Here is an 18536-nt window from a genome sequence, read left to right on the forward strand (position 1 = left end):
GCCCCTGCAATGACCCTCGAGACCGCGACCCGCCCGGCGCCCGGCGCCGAGCCGGAACCCAAGGCCCGCAAGCCCAAGCGCCGCTCCACCACCGTCCAGGACACCCGCGTCGACCGCGTCTTCATGGCCGGCGTGTACGTCCTGCTGTCGACGTTCCTGCTCATCGTGCTGGTCCCGCTCGTCAACATCGTCGCGAGCTCGTTCTCGAGCCCGGCGGCGGTCTCGGGCGGCCGGGTGTTCCTGTGGCCGGTCGACTTCTCGCTCATCGGCTACGAGGCGGTCCTCACCAGCGACGCGATCCTCACCGGCTTCGGCAACTCGATCTTCTACGCCGTCGTCGGGACGCTCGTGAGCCTCGCCCTCACCGTGATGATCGCCTACCCGCTCTCGCGCGCGGAGCTGGTGGGCCGCAAGGTGCTCATCGGCGGCGTCCTGTTCACGATGCTGTTCTCCGGCGGCCTCATCCCCACCTACATGGTCGTGCGGGCCCTCGGCCTGCTCGACACCCGCTGGGCGATCATCCTGCCCGCCGCGATCGGCGCCTGGCAGGTGCTCATCGCCATGACGTACTTCCGCACCTCGATCCCGGGGGAGCTGTACGAGGCCGCGCAGCTCGACGGCGCCTCCGACCTGCGCTACCTGTGGTCGGTGGTGCTGCCGCTGTCGAAGCCGCTCCTGGCCGTCATCGCCCTCATGTACGGCATCGGCCAGTGGAACTCGTACTTCTCCGCCCTGATCTACCTGCGCAGCGAGGAGCTCTACCCCCTCCAGCTGGTGCTGCGGAACGTCCTGATCGTCAACAACACCGGCGGCACCAACCTCGCCGACCAGATGGCGGCCGAGCAGCTGGCCGACCTGATGAAGTTCTCCCTCATCGTCGTGTCGACCGTGCCCGTCCTCCTCGTCTACCCGTTCGTCGCACGCCACTTCACCAAGGGCGTGATGCTCGGCTCCGTCAAGGGCTGAGCCGCCGACCCCGCCGCGGCCGGCCGACCCGCGGCGCGCCCCTCCTCCACCCAACTCCTCTTCGAAAGGCAGTCAACGATGACCAGCAGAGTCCTTCGAGCGGCAGCGGCCGGTGCGGCCCTGGCCGTCGCGGCGACCGCGTTCGCCGCGTGCTCCTCCGGCCCGGAGACCACTCCGGACGACGTGATCACCATCTTCGCCCCCCAGGGCACCGACGTGGACCTGGAGGAGAACGCCTTCACCAAGGTCCTCGAGGAGAAGTTCGACGTCGAACTCGACTTCGAGACCACCACCTGGGACGGCGCCGCGGCGGCCGAGAAGCGGCAGATCTCCCTCGCCAGCGGCGACTACCCCGACGCGTACATGCTCATCCCGTGGGTCGACCAGTTCTCCGCCGAGGAGCTGGTGAAGCTCGGCGGCCAGGGCGTGATCGTGCCCCTCGACGACCTCATCGGCGAGGACACCCCGCACCTCACCGCCGCGTTCGAGAAGGAGCCCGGCTTCAAGGAGCTCGCGACCGCCCCGGACGGGAAGATCTGGGGCATCCCGGCGTGGAACGACTGTTACCACTGCTCGTACCCGTCGAAGCTGTGGATGAACTCCGCCTGGCTCGACACGCTCGGCCTGGAGCAGCCCACCACGCCCGACGAGCTGCGGACCGTGCTGGAGGCCTTCAAGAACGAGGACCCCAACGGCAACGGCCAGGCCGACGAGATCCCCCTCTCCGCAGCGGGCGGGAGCTCGCTCCTGTCGTACCTGATGAACCCGTTCGTCTACACCGCGGAGATGTACTCGAACGCGGAGGGCGTCACCCCGGCCGCCCTCGGCGCCGTCGACGGCACCGTGACCCTGCAACCGACGCGTGACGAATGGCGCGAGGCGATCTCGTACGTCGCCTCCCTGTACGAGGACGGCCTGATCGACGAGGGCGCCTTCACGCAGAACGGCGAGGCGCTCAACGCCAAGGGCAACAGCGCCGACGGCGTCATCCTCGGCTCGGTCGCCGTCATGCACCCGTGGTTCGTCACCAACGACCACGAGGACGGCCGCTACACGCAGTACGACGCGGTCCCGCCGCTGACCGGCCCCGCCGGCAGCGACACGTTCTGGAGCGCCGGCGGCGCGGGCGCGGCCCCGGGCGCGACCTTCGTCATCACCAACCGCTCCAGCGAGGCCAAGCAGCAGAAGCTCATGCAGATCCTCGACTACATGGTGTCCTACGAGGGCCACCTCCAGGGAGAGTTCGGCGTCGAGGGCGTCAACTGGGCCCGGCCCGAGGCGGGCGAGGTCGCCCTCGACGAGACCCTGGAGCCGAGCTTCAAGACCCTCACCCCGCCCGAGGGCGAGGGACTGAACAACTCCTGGGGCCCGATCGCCCAGTTCTTCAGCGACGCCGAGTTCCGCAACAGCCAGGTCACCGACACGGACGTCTACACGCCCGAAGGCTACGAGCGCCGCCTCTTCGAGGCCACGCAGCTCTACGAGGGCCACGAGTCCGACGAGCGCTTCCCGTACTGGGAGGTCGCCGTGACCGGCGAGACCGCGACCGAGCTCGCCACGATCCAGACCAATGTGGAGAACTTCGTCGTCCAGGCCAGCGCCGAGTTCGTCACCGGCGTGCGCGACATCGACAGCGACGAGGACTGGGCCGAGTTCCAACAGAACCTCACCGACCTCGGCGCCGAACGGTACGTCGAGATCTACCAGGAGGCATGGGACGCCGCTCAGTAACACGGTCCCCGCTCCGGCGGGCCGCCTCGGGGTCAAGACGACGAGGCGGCCCGCCCCCCTGCCATCCGGCTGACGGCGGACGCCGCCCCCGCACCGGATTCGACACCGAACCGCGTTCGCAATCCGCATCGCCTTCCCCGACCGCCCCACCCCCTCCAGGAAAGCGAGCCGCCGACCTCCACCCGTCTCGCGGCCGGACCGAACTGAACAGAGCAAGGCGCCCGTGTCCTCTTTCGAGGGACACGGGCGCCGTGCGCCCGGTGTTCTGTCGGACCCGTCGGCAAGGATCGTGCCTACGGTTCCCCTCTGGGTGGGTGGGGGTTTGGGACGGTATACACGCTTAGGTCTTCAGCGGGTTTCGCGGAGGATCTTCACGTCCCAGGGGCCCAAGGGGAGTGCGGCGCCCTGGTCGTAGGTCGTGTCGTCGAGGAGGTCGACCGCCGCGGCCGGGAGGGGCACCTCCGTCTGGTCCCAGGACCAGTTGTGCACGAAGCGGATCGTGTCGCCCGCGGGCGTGGTGGCGCTGGTGGCCGTCACGGTCTGATGCTCGGGGCGCCAGGCGCCCGCGGGGGCGATCCAGGTGAAGAGGGCCGAGCCGAAGGCGTCGTTCGGGATTGTGCCGACACAGGTCACCCGGCCGCGACCGTGCTCCTTCGTCGTCGCCGCCGGGAAGCGGCCGTAGTGCGGGTGCCAGTATTCGGCCAGCGCCTGCGCGCCGTCGAGGATCAGGCCGTCGGCCCAGTGCACGCCCGCCGCGTCCGCGCCCAGCTCCAGACCGGAGCCTTCGACGGCGTGGACGGGGATTGCTTCGGCGAGGTTCGCGAACTCGTCGTACCAGACTCCGGCCGCTTCGGCGAGGCGTGCGGGTTTGACTTCGAGGCGGGCCCGGGCCTCTTGGTCGGCGTAGGCGGTGCGCGGGCCGAGGACGAGGTGTCCGCCTGCGGCGGCGTACTGGTCGAGCCAGTCCAGGAGGTCGTCGTCGGCGGTGTAGATTCCGGCTGCCACGAGCACCGGGTACTGCGTGGCCGCGTCCTCGGGTGAGCCCAGTTGCTCGGTGTGGATGATGCGGGCTTGGAGTCCGGCGTCGAAGGCGCCCTTGTAGAACGGTGCGGCGATCGAGTGGAAGGAGTCGCGGTCGGGGCCGCCGTCCGGCTTCGCCAGGGCCGGCTGCGCCGCGAGGGCCCACTCGCTCTCCTTGGAGTACAGGACGGCCACGTCGGCGTGGGGGACCAGCCCGTCGAGCACGGGGCCGGCCTTCCGCAGTTCGGCGCCGAGCTGCGCGAGTTCGCGGTAGACGCGGCCGGGGCGCTGGCTGTGGGGGAGGATGCCGCCCCAGTACGTCTCGGTGCCGTAGTGCAGGCTCTGCCAGTGCCAGTACTCGATCATCCTGGCCCCGCGCGAGACCAGCGCCCACGCGGCCTGCCGCCACTGCCCCTCGTACGCGGGCATGTTGTGCCAGGACTCGCCGATGGCCTGGGCGTTCGTCTCGGTGACCAGGAACGGCTCCTGGCGCGAGCCGTACATCGCGTCGGCCGCCCGGTACAGCGCCGCCACCCCAGGCTGCGACCAGTGCCCGCCGACCGGCTCCTGCCCCAGCGCGAAGCCGTCCTGCATGCGGTAGTACGGGTTCCCGGCGGTGATCGACATGCGCTCGGCCACGGCGCGCTCGTCGATGCCGGGCCGGCCGTAGGAGATGCAGGTGGTCACGAACTGGTCGTCGCGGGCGTACTCGCGTGCGATGTCGGCCTGCCAGGCGATGAACTCGGTGGTCAGCTCGGTCTGGAAGCGCCGCCACGCCTGCTCGTACTGCGGTTGCGCGTTCCCGTCGGGGCGCCACAGGTCGGCCCAGGTGGAGAGCCGGTGGGACCAGTAGACCAGGCCCCATTCGCGGTTCAGCGTCGCCACGTCCCCGTATGCGTGTCGGAGGTGGTCGGTGAAGCGCTGGAACACGCCCTCGTTGTGGAACAGCTGGAGCCCGGGCTCGTTGTCGACCTGGAAGCCGATCACCGCGGGGTGGTCGGCGTAGCGGTCGAGGATCTTCCGGATGACGCGTTCGGCGTGGAAGCGGAAGGCCGGGTGGGTGTAGTCGACCTCCTGGCGTCCGCCCCAGGCGATCCGCTGCCCTGTGCGGTGTTCGCCGGCGATCTCGGGGTACAGGCGCGCCAGCCACGGCGGCACCGCGTACGTCGGGGTCCCGAGGATCACGCCGATGCCGTGCTCCAGGGCCCCGTCCAGGACCGGCTGGAGCCAGTCGAGGTCGAAGCGCCCGTTCTCCGGCTCCCACGTGCTCCAGACCGACTCGCCGACCCGGATCACGGAGAACCCGGCCTCGGCCATGAGGTCGAGGTCCTCCTCGAGGCGGCGCTTCGCGCGCTCGGTGTCGAAGCCGTCCAGGACGTCGGGCTGGTACTCGTAGTAGTAGGCGGCGCCGAACAAGATCGGCTGGGGCCACTCGGACATCAAGATTCCTTCGTCAATCGGTGCAGTGCGGATCAGTGAGGGGTGACGTCGAAGACGCGGGCGCAGGTCCCCGGAGGGACGTCGAGGACCGGGACGCCGTCGCGCTCCCGGACCGTCCACTTCGGCAGCGAGGCCGGGTACACCTGCCGCACCGCGCGCCCGCGCAGGTCCGGCAGGGCGAGCTCGGCCGCGTCGCCGCGCGACCAGACCGCCAGCAGCGAGCCGCCGTCGGCCTCCAGGAGCAGCGCGATCACCTCGTCGTTCCACCCCGGCAGGCCCAGCGGCCACACCGGGTGCGCGGCCGCGATGCCGCCGCGCCGCTCCCGGTGGAGCGCCACCGCCTCGTGGACCAGGGCCGTCTGCTCCGCGCCGAGCTCGTGCAGGAACCCCGAGAGGTACATGCGTCCCATGACGCCCGAGACCATCGCGAACGCGGTCTCCTCGGGCGTCATATCCGCGGCCGGGTAGGCCCAATTCCCGGCCTGCTCGGGCAGGACGCTCGCGGGCGCCGCGGCCGCGACGGCCGGGTACATCCGGTAGTCCTGCTGGTCGCTCGTGGACTGGAGGTGGACGGCCGACAGCAGGTGGTAGTCCATCCGCATCGCCCCCGACGAGCAGCTCTCGATCAGCAGCCGCGGATGCCGCTCCTGCACGTCGAGCAGCCAGTCCCGCAGCGCGCGGGTGTGCCCCAGCAGCCCGGCGCCGGGCGCCGCGACGCCGACGTCCGTGCCCGCCCCGATGTTGACGTTGTAGTCGAGCTTGAAGTACCCGACGCCGAACTCCTCCACCAGCCGGTCCACGGTCTCGTCCAGGTGCGCGCGCGCCGCCGGGTGCCGCAGGTCGAGCTGGTAGTGGTTCCCCTCCACGACGCGCTCGCCATACCGGCAGAAGAACGCCTCGTCCGGCAGCCGCGCGGCCACCGGCGACTTGACGCCGACGCCCTCCGGCTCCAGCCACAGCCCCGGCCGCATCCCCGCGCGGTGGATCGCGTCGGTGACCGCCAGGAGCCCGCCGGTGAACCGGTCGGGGCCCTCGCGCCACTCGCCCGCGCCCGCCCACCAGCCCTCCGGCCCCGCGAACCAGCCCGCGTCGATGCAAAAGCACTCCGCGCCGGCCGCCGCCGCGGACTCGATGAGCGGCAGCAGCTTCTCGGTAGACGGGTCGCCCATGAGCGTGTTCATGTAGTCGTTGTAGACGACCGGCAGCCGCCCGTCGGCCGTGCGCGGCACCCGGATCGCCCGCCGGTAGCCCGTCAGCGCCGCGAACGCCGCGTCCCGGCCCCCGTCGGCCACCACCAGGCCCGCGGGCACGCTCGTGAACTCACCGCCCGGCGCCAGCCGCTCCACGAACTGGTGCTCCAGGTCGGTCGGGCCGAGCACGCCGAGGGTCACCGAGTCGGCCCCGCGCGACAGCTCCCAGTGCCAGCCCGCGCTCGTCTCGACCTGCCACGCCACCGACGGGCCCTCCGCGGCGGCGAGCACGCCCGTGGGCAGGACCTCGCCGCTGGACCACGAGCCGTGGCTCGTCACCGCGAAGTGCCCGCGCCCGGTGAAGCCGAACCGCCCGAACGCCAGGTCCGGCAGGAGCTCGGTGAGCGGCCGCTGCTCCCACCGGTTCTCGCCGAGCCACTCGCTGCGGCCCCACAGCACGTCGTACCCGGTCCCCGCGACCGAGACGACCGCTGACGCGACCATCGTGAGCATGAGGTCGCGCGACCCCGTGTTCCGCACCGTCTGCGTGATCTGGAGGCCCGGGCCCGCCGCCCGGAAGACGCTGACGACCTCGATCCCGGACGCCTCCTCGCGCTGTCGGACGCGCAGCTCGTCCCCGTCCGACTCGTGGCCCGCGTACCGCAGCCGCACCCCCGCGACCGACCGCACGTAGATCTGGGTGTTGTGCTCGCGGTTGCGGCCCGCGGTGTGCAGCTCGACGATCGGGCACGGCACGACCGCCGAGCGCGCCTCCGGGCCGGTGGCGAGGCGCACGAGCCGCACCGGCCCGTCCCCGTGCGCGAACCGCAGGTGCAGTCCGGGACGGTGCCATTCGAACTCGATGTCGGCGTTGGTCATCGGTCTTCCTCTCAACCTCGCGCGGGACGGCGGCGGACGGACGTCCGGGAGGGGCCGCGGGACCCGGCGCACCGGACATCATTAAATATGGATGTTTGAATAAACAAACTCGTGGCGCGTGGGGACGGATCGACGGTCACTCCTGTGCTCGAAAATCAGATGTTTGCGATCATCGATGGTTCATCGTGCCGCTGTCAAGCGAGGTATGTCGGATACGTGCCGTTCAAACGTAACAACCCGTCAAAAAAGTTCCGCTCGCTCCGCGGAAAGATCGAATGAATGAGGCGTCGGACCTCAATCCGCCGCGCCGACCGGCGGCGCCTCGTCGCCCAGATCCAACAGTGACTCCTCCACGCCCAGCAGATGGTTCGCCATCCGCACCCGCGCCACGTCCGGGTCCCGGTCGCGCAGCGCCCGCCAGATCGCCAGGTGCTCCTCATGGGTGCGCCGGTCCGCGCCGGCCTCCCGCAGGCTCCGCCACAGCCGCTCGCGCACCGTGCGGCCCGCCAGGGCCTCGATCATCCCGGCCAGCACCGGGTTGCCGGTGTGGGAGGCGATGATGCGGTGGAACGCGATGTCGATCTCGATGATCCGCTCGTGCTCGTCCGGGGCGGTGTCGAGCAGCGCCGCGGCCTCGTCCAGCAGCGCCCGCGCCTCCGCCACGGCCTCGTCCGGGATGCGGGAGGCCGCGAGGCGCACCGCCTCGGTCTCCAGCAGGCGCCGGATGGCGTGGACGTGCCGCGCCTGGCCCTCGCCCTGGAGCTCGACCACGAACCCCATCGGCGCCAGCAGCCGGGAGACGTCGAGCCCGGTCACGTACGTGCCGTCCCCCTGCCGGGTGTCGAGCACGCCCAGGATCGACAGCGCCCGGACCCCTTCGCGCAGCGACCCGCGCGAGACCCCGAGCCGCTCGGCGAGGTCCTTCTCGACGGGCAGCCGCTCGCCGGGGCTCAGCTCGCCGCTGAGGATCATGTGCCTGATGCCGTTGACGACGTCGTCGGTGCGTGACATGGGAGCAAGTATGTCTGAGCCGGGAGGCCCGCCATCGCCGGTCCCGACCGCACCCGCGCTCAGCGCCCCCTCGGGGGAGCGGTGCTGTCGCGCACCACGAGCTCGGTGGCGAGCTCCACCCGCTGCTGCGGCAGCGCCCCGCCCTCCGCGAGCCGGACGATCATGCGCGCCGCGGCCGCGCCCATCTCCTTGAGCGGCTGCCGGACCGTGGTCAGCGGCGGGATCATCCACTTCGCCATCGGCAGGTCGTCGAAGCCGACCACGCTGAGGTCCTCCGGAATGCGCACGCCCAGCTGCGCGGCGGCGTGGTAGACCCCGACCGCCGACGAGTCGTTGCACGCGAAGACCGCCGTCGGCGGCTCGTCCAGCCGCAGCAGGTCCAGGGCGTGGACGCGGCCCGTCTCGATGCTGAAGTCGCCGGGCCGCACGAGCCCCGGATCGGCCTCCACGCCCGCCAGGTCCAGGGCCGACCGGAAGCCGTCCAGCCGTGCCCGCGCCGCCTCCATGTTCTCCGGCCCGCTCACCACGCCGATGCGGCGGTGCCCCAGCGCGGCCAGATGCCTGGCGGCGCTGAGGCCCCCGCTCCAGTTCCCGGCCCCCACCGACGGCGCGTCGTGCTCGGGGTCGCCGGTCGGGTCCAGCTGCACCAGCGGCACGTCGCGGCTGTACAGCCGGTCGCACTGGTCGGGCGCCAGCCCCGCGTACACCGAGACGACCCCGAGCGGGCGGCGCGCCAGGACGTCCTCGATCCAGTCCCCGCCCGGCACGCGCCGCCCCGCCAGTTCCGAGACCACCACACCGATCCGGTGCGCCCGCGCGACCTCGCGGATGCCGTTCAGGATCTCCATGACGTACGAGCTGCGCAGCTCGTGGAAGAGCACGTCGATGAGCGCCGCGGACTTCGCCGGGCGCCGCTGCCTGCGGTAGCCCCGCGTCCGGATGAGCTCCTCGATCTGGTCCCGGGTCGCCGCCGACACGTCCGAGCGGCCGTTCACCACCTTCGACACCGTCGCCGTGGAGACCCCGGCCAAGGCCGCGAGCTGCGCGATCGTCAACGGTCCGTCCGGCGTCTCAGTGCCGGCGCCTGCTTGGGAGGGGCTCATCGCGGCAGTCTAACGCCATGCGCCTCAGACGTTCCCCCTCGCGCCGCGCCCCCTCCCGAACCGCACCGGTCTCGCCGGACGCCGCCGCCCCGGTGGACCCGACCCGCGACCCCGAACCCGACCAGCACGCCTCAGCCCGGGCCGGTGCGATCCGGGCGACACGACGGAATGCGCTCCGCGGCAACGGCGTTGCCAGGCACATGTGGAACAGTGAGGAACTCGATCTCGACGCCTATCTCGCCTTCCTGCACTACGAGGGCGACCGGGCCCCGACGCTGGCGACCCTGCGCGCCCTCCAGCGCGCGCACGTGCTGAACGTCAGGTGGGACACCCTCGACAGCTTCCTGTACCGCAAGGTCAGACTCGACCTGCCCTCCTTGCAGGACAAGCTGATCCGCCGCGGCCGCGGCGGCTACTGCTTCGAGCACGTCACCCTGTTCGCCGCGGTCCTCGAGAAGCTCGGCTTCGACTTCACCGCCGTCTCCGGCCGGGTGCAGCTCGGCGCCGACCAGCACCGCCCGCGCCCCGCCACCCACGCGATGCTCCTGGTCGACCTCGACGGGACCCGCCGCCTCGTCGACGTCGGCTTCGGCCACAGCCCCTTGGAGCCCATCGACCTCGTCGACGGCGCCACCAGCGACGCCGGCCCCTGGCCGTACCTGCTGCGCTGGCAGGAGATCACGCACGGCTCCCCGGGCTGGGCCGTGCACCAGCGCGACGGCGAGGACGCCTGGCAGGTGCGGCAGGTCTTCACCGAGAACCCGCAGTACGCCGTCGACTACGCGGTCGGCAACCACTACGTGGCCTCGAACGACCGCTCGCCGTTCGCCATCCGCCCGTACGTGCAGCGGCTGCGCACCGACCGGTACGACACGCTCGACGCGCTCACCTGGACCACCGAGCGCCCCGGCGCGGCCCCCGCGAAGCAGGCCGTCGAGCCGCACGAGGTGCCGAAGCTCCTCGACGACGTCTTCGGCATCCGCACCGACCCCGAGGAGGCCGCGCTGCTGGTGCGCCGCCTGACCGACCTGGCCGCGGAGCCGCCTACGCGACCGTGACCCGCACGGTGTGCAGGCCGGTGGCCCCGTCGGGGACGACGCCCCGGACCTCGCTGGTCTGGACCTCGCCCTCGCCGTCGGTGGCGCGCACGGTCAGCGTGTGGTCGCCGGACGGCGCGTCCCACTCGTACTTCCACTGCCGCCAGGTGTCGCCGGTGGCGACGTCCGAGAGGTCGCACGGCCGCCACTCGCCGCCGTCGACCTGGAGCTCGACCGCCGAGACGCCGCGGTGCTGCGCCCACGCGACGCCGGCCACGACGACCGCGCCCGCGTCGGCCTTCGACCGCGGCGTGTCGATGCGCGACTGCGTCTTGATCGGCCGCGGCGTCGACCAGCCGCGGGTGATCCAGTACGCGTCGTAGGCGTCGAACGTGGTCAGCTCGAGCTCGGTGAGCCACTTCGTGGCCGACACGTACCCGTACAGGCCGGGGATCACCAGGCGGGCCGGCCAGCCGTGGTCGACCGGCAGCGGCTCCCCGTTCATGCCGACGGCGATCATGGCGTCGCGGCCGTCGAAGACGAGCTCGGTCGGCGACCCGGCGGTCCAGCCGTCGCTGGAGCGGGAGACGAGCTGGTCCGCGGCCGGGTCCACGCCGGCCTCGGCGAGGAGGTCGGCGAGCGAGACGCCGAGCCACCGGGCGTTGCCGATGAGGTCGCCGCCGACCTGGTTCGACACGCAGCACAGCGTGATGTCGCGTTCGATGAGCTCGCGGCCGAGCAGGTCGTCGAACGTGTAGGTGCGCTCGCGGTCGACCATGCCGTGCACGCGCAGGCGCCAGGCGTCCACATCGATCCGGGGGACGGTGATCGCGGTGTCGATGCGGTAGAACTCGCCGTTCGGCGTCCGGTACGGCGCCAGGCCGTCCACCTCGAAGTCCGCCACCGGCCCCGGTTCGACCGCGGGCGCGTCCGCCTCGGGGAGCGCCACCGCCTCCCGGTCGGCCTCGACCCCGGCCGGGCCCACGCGGCCCGCCCACCACGAGCCGGCGAGCGCGGCGGCGCCGACGCCGCCCGCGACGGCCAGGAACCGGCGCCGCCCTTCGGCCTCGCGGGCCCCGAACCGGCGGTCCCACCACTCGATCCCGCCGAGCGCGACCGCCGCGGCCAGCAGCGACGGCCCGGCCGCCGCCGCGCCCAGCCCCGGCAGCGCCACGGCCGCCGCGGCCCCGACCAGGCCGAGCGCCGCGACCGCGGCCCGGGCGAGCCACGGCCGTGTCCGCCACAGCACCCCGGTCCCCGCGCCCACGGCGGCGACGCCGATGCCCAGTCCCAGGATGAGCAGGGGCTTGTCGAGCGTCCCCACCAGTTCGATGAACCAGTGCGAGACCTCCAGGGGCACGATCGCGATCACGGTGTCGGCCAGCGCCGACAGCGGCGCGGCGCGCGGTGCGGTGAGCGCGGCGGCCAGATGCCCGACGGCGAGGCCGGCGAGCGCGGCGACGAGCCCGGCCGCGGCCCAGGCGCGCGGCGGAGCGGGGTGCACGGTGTCCATGACCCCATGATCGCGCTTCTCGCCCTGCGGAACCGCTGCCGGCGCTTACGATCCGCTAAACTTCGCGCCCGCCCGCCTCAGCGGGCGCCGTCGAGCGCCTGCGCGAAGTCCTCGACCAGGTCGGCGGGGGCCTCGATCCCGGCCGAGAACCGCACCAGGCCGTGCGGTCCGAGGCGCGTCACCAGCGACTCGACGCCGCCGAGGCTCGAGGCGTCGTACGGCAGCCGCAGCGCCTTGACCACGACCTCGGCGGCGGGGCCGCCGCCGGCGGCGCGGAACGTGAGGACCGATCCGAACCCGTCGAACCAGGCCGCGGCCCGCCCGTGGTCCGGGTGCGCGGCCAGACCCGGGTACCGCACCTGCGCGACCGCCTCGTGCCCGGCGAGGAGTTCGGCTACGGCCTGCGCGTTCGCGTTCTGCTGCCGGACCCGCAGCGCGAGCGTCTTCAGTCCGCGGGAGAGCAGGAACGCCGCGTGCGGGTCGAGCGCGGACCCGTAGGCCCGCTGGACCGACCGGACCCGCTCGAGGCGCTCGCGCGTGCCGGTCACCACGCCGGCGGCGAGGTCGGAGTGGCCGTTGAGCGCCTTGGTCGCGGAGTGGCACACCAGGTCGAAGCCGACGGTGTGCGGCCGGAAGACCACCGGCGTCGCCAGCGTGTTGTCGATGACGGAGGTGAGGCCGTGCTCGCGGGCGAAGCGGGCGGCGCCGACGAGGTCGCCGACCCGGATGGTGGGGTTGGTGATCGTCTCGGTCAGGAACGCCCTCGTGCGCGGGCGCAGGGCCCGGCGCCACGCGGCCGCGTCGCCGGGGTCGACCAGGTCGAAGTCCCAGCCCAGGCGGGCGGCGTGCTCGGCGAGGAACCGGTGGGTCCCGCCGTAGAACGCGCCCGCGGCGATGAGGTGGCCGCCGCTGCCGAGGACACTGTGGAGCGCGGCGGTGATGGCGGCCATGCCCGAGCCGGTGGCGACGGCGGACTCGGCGCCTTCGAGGGCCGCGAGCCGGGCTTCGAGGTGCCGCTGGGTCGGGTTGGTGCCCAACCGGATGTAGGGCGCGTCGCCGCCGGAGCCGGCCTCGAAGACGGTCCCCTGGTAGAGGGGGAAGACCACCGAGCCGTCCGCGGCGGGCCGCGGCTCGCCGCCGTGCACCGCCAGGGTCTCGAAGCGGGTTCGCTTGTCGCTCATGGGGCTGACGCTACGGCGGGGGGCCGTCCGCGATCAACGGAATGTCCTTACATTTCGCTTACGTTCCCGCTGGTCCGGTGACCTGGGCGAGCCGCGGGACCGCGGCGTGCAGGAGTTCGCGCACCTTGTGGAGGTTCGCCTCGAACACCGCGAAGACCGCCGCGTCGGTCACGGGCGGGACGTCGGGGTCCTCGTCGAGTCCGGCGTCGTAGTCGGTCACGAGCGCGATCCCCGCGAACGGGATGCCGGCCTCCATGGCGAGGGGCGCCTCGGGCGACTGCGTCATGTTGACGACGTGCCAACCGGATTCGCGGTGCCAGCGCGATTCGGCGCGGGTGGAGAAGCGGGGCCCGTTGACGACCACGACCGTGCCGCCGTCGTGCGCGGTCACGCCGGTCTCGGCCGCGGCGTCGAGCAGGACGCGGCGCAGGCGCGGATCGTACGGCTCGGCGAACGGCACGTGCACCGGACCGTCGTCGAAGGCGTCGTAGAACGTGGAGGGGCGGCCCCAGGTGCGGTCGACGAGCTGGTCGCAGACGACGAACTCGCCGGGCCTGATCTCGGGCCGCAGCGATCCGGCCGCGAACGGCGAGACCAGGGCCCGCACCCCGAGGCTGCGCATGGCGTCCACATTGGCCCGGTAGTTGACCCGGTGCGGCGGGTACCGGTGGTCGACGCCGTGCCGGGGGAGGAACGCCACCCGGACGCCCCCGACGTCGGCGATGGTGACCGGCGCCGAGGGCGGCCCCCACGGCGTGTCGGCCTCCCAGGTCTCGGCGCCGTCGGCGAGGGCGTAGAACCCCGAGCCGCCGAACACGCCGACGTCCGCTCGCGGTGACGTCTGCACTGCCTGCTCCTTCATCCTCGTTCGAAGCGCGCCAACTGGGCCCGCATGTCCTTGACGGCCCGGAGGGTCCCGCCGATCGTGCCGGTGACCTTGCTCTTGCCGGTGCGCAGGCGGTAGGGGACGGGCAGCTCGGCGATCCGCCAGCCCTCCCGTCCGGCGCGCAGCACCATCTCCAGCGGCCACCCGGAGCGGCGGTCGGCGATCCCGAGGCCGAGCAGCGCCTCGCGCCGGGCGGCGCGCATCGGCCCGAGGTCGGTCACGTCCGCGCCGCAGCGGCGCCGCACCTGGCGCGCGAGGTACCGGTTGGCGAGGCGGTTGCGCAGCGGCTGCGCGCCCGCCTCGGCGTCGCGCGCGCCGAGCACCAGGTCGGCCTCGCCGGCCAGGACCGGCGCGCACACCCGCGGCAGGTCGGCCGGGTCGAGGGTCGCGTCGCAGTCCATGAAGGCCACCACCGGCGCGGTGGCGGCGGCGAGCCCGGCGTGACACGCCGCGCCGAAGCCGCGGCGCGCCTCCGTCACGACCCGGGCGCCCAGCCGGGCGGCCACCTCGCCCGACCCGTCCGCGGAGCCGTTGTCGACCACGATCGGGCGGTAGCCCGCGGGCATGCGCGACAGGACCCACGGGATCGCCTCCCGCTCGTCGAGCACCGGCAGCACCACGTCCACGGCGGCCGGCTCCGACAGCTCGCGCACGCGGCGCGCCGTGCGCGTCTCCGGGGCGAGGGCGGCCACGGCGCGGGCGTCCCCGATGTCGTTGACGTCGCGCAGCACCGGCAGGTCCGCCACCGCCAGTCCGAGTGCCTCCAACCGCTTCCGTTGCAGCAGACCGGTGTCGCCGCGGCTCATCGGCACGCCCCGGAACGCGTCCGGGTGCGGCCGGGCCAGGCCCAGCGCCCACCAGCCGCCGTCCTCGGCGAGGCCCAGCGCCGCGTCCGCGCCGTCGAGCACGACGCCCAGCGCCGCGTCGAGCAGGCCCGGCGTCACCTGCGGGGTGTCCATGCCGATCTGGAGGCCCGGCCCGCCAGCGACCGCCCAGGCCGCGGCCAGCCGCTCCCCGAACCCGCCCTGGACCTGCGGGACGACCGTGAACCCCTCCGGCAGCCACGGTCCCGGCTCGCCCTCGAGCGCGAGGATCCGCCGGTCCGCGCCGCACGCCGCGACCGCCTCGAGGGTGTCGGCGAGCGCGGCCTCGGCCACCGAGGCGGCCTCCGCGGGCGTGAGCGGCGGCGAGAGGCGGGTCTTGGACCGGCCCGGGACCGGGGCCTTCGCCATGACGAGGAGATGGGTCCGCTGCATGCGTCCGATGCTACGGAGGAAACCGGCGCCGCAGCGGCGGAGGATTCTTACGGTATGCGAAAGTCTCGGCCGGTCGGGTGACGCGGGCGCGCGCGATCGGGCATCGTTGGGCCATGAGCTCCGAAGCCGACGCGCGCGTCCTGGTCGTCGACGACGACCCCGCGCTCGCCGAGGTCGTCGCCCGGTACCTGCGCCGCGACGGCTACGACGTCGACTACGCGCCCGACGGCGAGTCCGGGCTCCGCCAGGCCCTCGCGACCCTCCCCGACCTCGTCGTCCTCGACCTGATGATGCCCGGCATGGACGGCTTCGAGGTCTGCCGGCGCCTGCGCGAGGCCACCGCGATCCCCGTCGTCATGCTGACCGCCCGCGGCGAGGAGAACGACCGCATCGCCGGCCTCGACCTCGGCGCCGACGACTACGTCACCAAGCCGTTCTCCCCGGGCGAGCTCGCCGCCCGCGTCCGGGCCGTCCTGCGCCGCGCCTCGGCCCCGCCCGCCCCCGCCGCGCTCCTCACCGGCGGCGACGTCGAGATCGACACCCGCGCCCACACCGTGCGCCGCAAGGGCGAGCCGATCACGCTCACCACCAAGGAGTACGACCTCCTCGTGTGCTTCATGACCCACCCCGGCCGCGCCTTCCGCCGCGAGGAGCTCCTGGAGACCGTGTGGGGCTGGAGCATCGGCGACACGTCCACCGTGACCGTCCACGTGCGGCGGCTGCGCGAGAAGGTCGAGACCGACGCCTCCGCGCCCCGCCACCTGACGACCGTGCGCGGCGTCGGCTACCGGTGGGAGCCGTGATGGCCCACCCGCGCCGCCTCGCAGGCTCCCTCGTGATCCTCGCCGTCGCCCTCGCCGCGGCCACCGTCCTCGCCGTCGCGTTCGACTTCCCGCCCAGGGACATCGCGATCCTCGTCGCCGTCGCCGGGGTCGCCTCCTCGGCCGCGGGCGTCGCCGGCGGCCTCGTCCTGCGCCGCCTGCGCAGCCGGCCCGCCCGCGTCCAGACCATGACCGTCGCCCTCTCCTCGGTCCTGGTCGCCGCCACCGGCGTCGTCACCGCAGCGCTCGCCATGTTCATCTCCTTCCACGACCTCGTCCTCCTCTTCGTCGTCCTCATCGTCGCCTCCGGGGTCGCCTTCGGCGCCGCCTGGCAGCTCGGCGACGACATCGGCGCGGGCGCCCAGCAGGTCGGCGCCTACGCGCGCACCATGGTCGGCGGCGACGGCCGCATCGCCGCCGCGATCGCCCCGCCCGTGACCGGCCCGGGCGAACTGGCCGCGCTCGCGGGCGAACTCGCCGACGTCTCCCGCCGCCTCGAGGAGTCCCGCCGCCGCGAGCGCGCCCTCGAAGCCTCGCGCCGCGAACTCATCGCCTGGGTCTCCCACGACCTGCGCGCGCCCCTCGCCACCATCCGCGCCATGGCCGAGGCCCTCGACGACGCCGTCGTGGACGACGACGCGGCCGTCAAGCGGTACCACTCCCAGATCCGCACCGACGCCGAACGCCTCACCGCGCTCGTCGACGACCTGTTCGAGCTCTCCCGCATCAACAGCGGCTCCCTGCGGCTCGGCCGCGAGAAGGTCGAGGTCTGCGACGCCCTCGCCGACGCCCTCGCCGGCGCCGGCGCCGCCGCCGAGGTCAAGGGCGTCACCCTGGTCGAGCGGGTCGCGCCGCTCCCGCCGATCGACGTCGCCGCCCGCGAGTTCTGCCGCGCCCTCGACAACCTCATCGACAACGCGATCCGGCACACGCCGCCGGGCCGCGCGGTCGCCGTCGAGGCCGCCGCGACCGCCGGCGGCGCGGTCGTGCACGTCACCGACGCGTGCGGCGGCATCCCCGAGGCCGACCTGCCCCGCGTGTTCGACATCGCCTTCCGCGGCGACCAGGCCCGCGGCCGCGACGACCGCGGCGGCGGCCTCGGCCTCGCCATCAGCCGCGGCCTCGTCGAAGCCCACGGCGGCACCGTCACCGTCGCCAACCACGGGGACGGCTGCCGTTTCACCGTGACCCTCCCCAGTGGAGCCCGCGCGTGACGGACCGCCGCCCGGCGCTCCAGGCCGCCGCCGTCCTCGCCGCCTGGGCACTGCTCCTGGCCCTCGCGTGGCTCCTCGGGCAGCACAAGCTCGCCACCGCGGCCGCCGACCTCAAACTCGACGCCATGCCGCTGTACGGCTCCTGGGAATGGCACCTCCACCCCGGGCTCCTCGCCCCCGTCGCGGTGGGCGCCTTGACCATCGGGTACCTGCCGCGGATCTGCGAACGGTGGCGCTGGCGGTACGCGGCGGTCGCCACCGCCGTCGCGGGTGCCGCCTTCAGCGCGGCGATGGCGCTCGCGCACTCCCACCCGCGCACCTGGACCGACCTCGACCACCACTACGCGCGCCACACCGCGCTCGTCGACGCGGCCGGCGGACCCGGGGCCTTCCTGGAGACCTACACCGCCGTCCAGCTCACCGGCGAGTTCCCCGTCCACCTCCAGTCCCACCCGCCCGGCCTGGTCCTGTGCCTCTGGGCCGCCGAGCAGCTCGGGCTCGAAGGACTCGTGTTCCAGAACGCCGTCGTCAAGCTCGGCGTCGCCGCCGCGGTCGCCGCGGCCCTGGCGATCGGCCGCGAGGTCGCCGGTGAACGCCAGGCCCGCCGGGCCGCGCCGTTCCTCGTCATCGCGCCGGCCGCGTTCTGGCAGAACAACGCCGACCTCGTCTTCGCCGGCGCCGCGCTCGCGGCCCTCGCCTGCCTCGTGCTGGCGACCGGCCGCACCGGCGTCCGGGCCGCGGCGCTGACCGCCGCGGGCGGCCTCCTCGCCGGCGCGGCCCTGATGCTCTCGTTCTCGGCCGCGCTCCTGGCGGTCCCGCTGCTCGCCGTCGCCGTCCGCCGCCGCCGCTGGGGCGTCCTCCTCGGCGGCGGCGCGCTCGCCGCCGCGGTGGTGCTCCTGCCGCTCCTGTGGGGCTACTGGTGGCTCGACGGCCTCGCGGCGACCCGCGAGCGGTACGCCGCCGGAGTGGCCGCCGCCCGCGGCTACTGGTACTTCCTGCTCGCGAACCTCGCGGTGTTCGCGCTCGCGCTCGGCCCGGCCCTCGCGGTCGCGCTGGCGCGCCTGCGCGACCGCCGCATGTGGATCGTGGTCGGCTCGTGCCTGGCGGCCGTGGCCGCCGCGGACCTCTCCGGCCTGTCCTCCTCCGAAGTGGAGCGGATCTGGCAGCCGTTCATGCCGCTCGTGCTCCTGGCCGGGGCCGCCCTCACCCGCCCCCGGGCGTGGCTCGGGCTCCAACTGGCCGCCGCCCTCGTCCTCGCCGCCGCGCTCCGCGTGCAGTGGTGAACTCC

General features: G+C 73.6%; 14 protein-coding genes and 1 pseudogene. 6 read left to right on the forward strand and 9 right to left on the reverse strand.

The features are described from left to right. Positions 1–9 precede the first annotated feature (9 nt). The gene (locus EIW28_RS14225; RefSeq protein ID WP_125248389.1) at positions 10–966 is read left to right on the forward strand and encodes a carbohydrate ABC transporter permease; all 957 of its coding nucleotides are present in this window, start codon (positions 10–12) and stop codon (positions 964–966) included. Between the two features lie 78 nt (positions 967–1044). Then, the gene (locus EIW28_RS14230; protein WP_125248390.1) at positions 1045–2697 is read left to right on the forward strand and encodes a type 2 periplasmic-binding domain-containing protein; all 1653 of its coding nucleotides are present in this window, start codon (positions 1045–1047) and stop codon (positions 2695–2697) included. Between the two features lie 348 nt (positions 2698–3045). Here the strand turns inward: EIW28_RS14230 and EIW28_RS14235 are convergent, their stop codons facing one another. The 4 genes from EIW28_RS14235 to EIW28_RS14250 form a co-directional block, all read right to left on the reverse strand. After that, a complete protein-coding gene (locus EIW28_RS14235) occupies positions 3046–5157 on the reverse strand; it encodes a beta-galactosidase (protein ID WP_125248391.1) in 2112 nt (703 codons plus the stop codon). Between the two features lie 32 nt (positions 5158–5189). Further along, complete coding sequence (locus EIW28_RS14240) at positions 5190–7226, reverse strand: alpha-galactosidase (protein ID WP_125248392.1); 2037 nt, start codon at positions 7224–7226, stop codon at positions 5190–5192. Between the two features lie 294 nt (positions 7227–7520). Beyond that, positions 7521–8237 (reverse strand): FadR/GntR family transcriptional regulator, encoded by a 717-nt coding sequence (locus tag EIW28_RS14245; RefSeq protein ID WP_125248393.1) that lies wholly within the window; start codon positions 8235–8237, stop codon positions 7521–7523. Positions 8238–8296: 59 nt separating this feature from the next. Continuing rightward, a complete protein-coding gene (locus EIW28_RS14250; RefSeq protein WP_125248394.1) occupies positions 8297–9340 on the reverse strand; it encodes a LacI family DNA-binding transcriptional regulator in 1044 nt (347 codons plus the stop codon). Between the two features lie 200 nt (positions 9341–9540). Here EIW28_RS14250 and EIW28_RS14255 point away from each other — a divergent pair, with 200 nt between their 5' ends. After that, positions 9541–10398, forward strand: coding sequence for an arylamine N-acetyltransferase family protein (locus EIW28_RS14255; RefSeq protein WP_125248395.1), 858 nt, complete (start codon positions 9541–9543; stop codon positions 10396–10398). Here the strand turns inward: EIW28_RS14255 and EIW28_RS14260 are convergent. The 5 genes and pseudogenes from EIW28_RS14260 to EIW28_RS25675 all read right to left on the reverse strand — a co-directional run. Further along, positions 10385–11890, reverse strand: a complete 1506-nt coding sequence (locus EIW28_RS14260; protein ID WP_125248396.1) for a molybdopterin-dependent oxidoreductase — start codon at positions 11888–11890, stop codon at positions 10385–10387. The genes EIW28_RS14255 and EIW28_RS14260 overlap by 14 nt on opposite strands. A 77-nt stretch (positions 11891–11967) precedes the next feature. Continuing rightward, positions 11968–13071, reverse strand: coding sequence for a trans-sulfuration enzyme family protein (locus tag EIW28_RS14265; protein ID WP_125248397.1), 1104 nt, complete (start codon positions 13069–13071; stop codon positions 11968–11970). 58 nt (positions 13072–13129) lie between these two features. Continuing rightward, entirely contained in the window at positions 13130–13918 is a 789-nt protein-coding gene (locus EIW28_RS14270; protein ID WP_197717274.1) for an S-methyl-5'-thioadenosine phosphorylase, read from the reverse strand. Between the two features lie 11 nt (positions 13919–13929). Then, positions 13930–14583, reverse strand: a complete 654-nt coding sequence (locus EIW28_RS25670) for a glycosyltransferase family 2 protein (protein WP_408612221.1) — start codon at positions 14581–14583, stop codon at positions 13930–13932. Positions 14584–14766: 183 nt separating this feature from the next. After that, a pseudogene (locus EIW28_RS25675) lies at positions 14767–15213 on the reverse strand (TIGR04282 family arsenosugar biosynthesis glycosyltransferase); the annotation flags it as partial. Positions 15214–15326: 113 nt separating this feature from the next. Here EIW28_RS25675 and EIW28_RS14280 point away from each other — a divergent pair. The 3 genes from EIW28_RS14280 to EIW28_RS14290 are packed head-to-tail and all read left to right on the forward strand — an operon-like array spanning position 15327 to position 18531. Further along, a complete protein-coding gene (locus EIW28_RS14280; protein WP_125248399.1) occupies positions 15327–16016 on the forward strand; it encodes a response regulator transcription factor in 690 nt (229 codons plus the stop codon). Continuing rightward, positions 16016–17248, forward strand: coding sequence for a sensor histidine kinase (locus EIW28_RS14285; protein ID WP_125248400.1), 1233 nt, complete (start codon positions 16016–16018; stop codon positions 17246–17248). The genes EIW28_RS14280 and EIW28_RS14285 overlap by 1 nt, the downstream gene beginning before the upstream one ends. Next, entirely contained in the window at positions 17245–18531 is a 1287-nt protein-coding gene (locus tag EIW28_RS14290; RefSeq protein WP_125248401.1) for a hypothetical protein, read from the forward strand. Before EIW28_RS14285 ends, EIW28_RS14290 begins: the two co-directional genes overlap by 4 nt. The last annotated feature ends 5 nt before the right edge of the window (positions 18532–18536 follow it).

Source organism: Glycomyces terrestris (assembly GCF_003933745.1).
Classification (GTDB): Bacteria; Actinomycetota; Actinomycetes; order Mycobacteriales; family Micromonosporaceae; genus Glycomyces; species Glycomyces terrestris.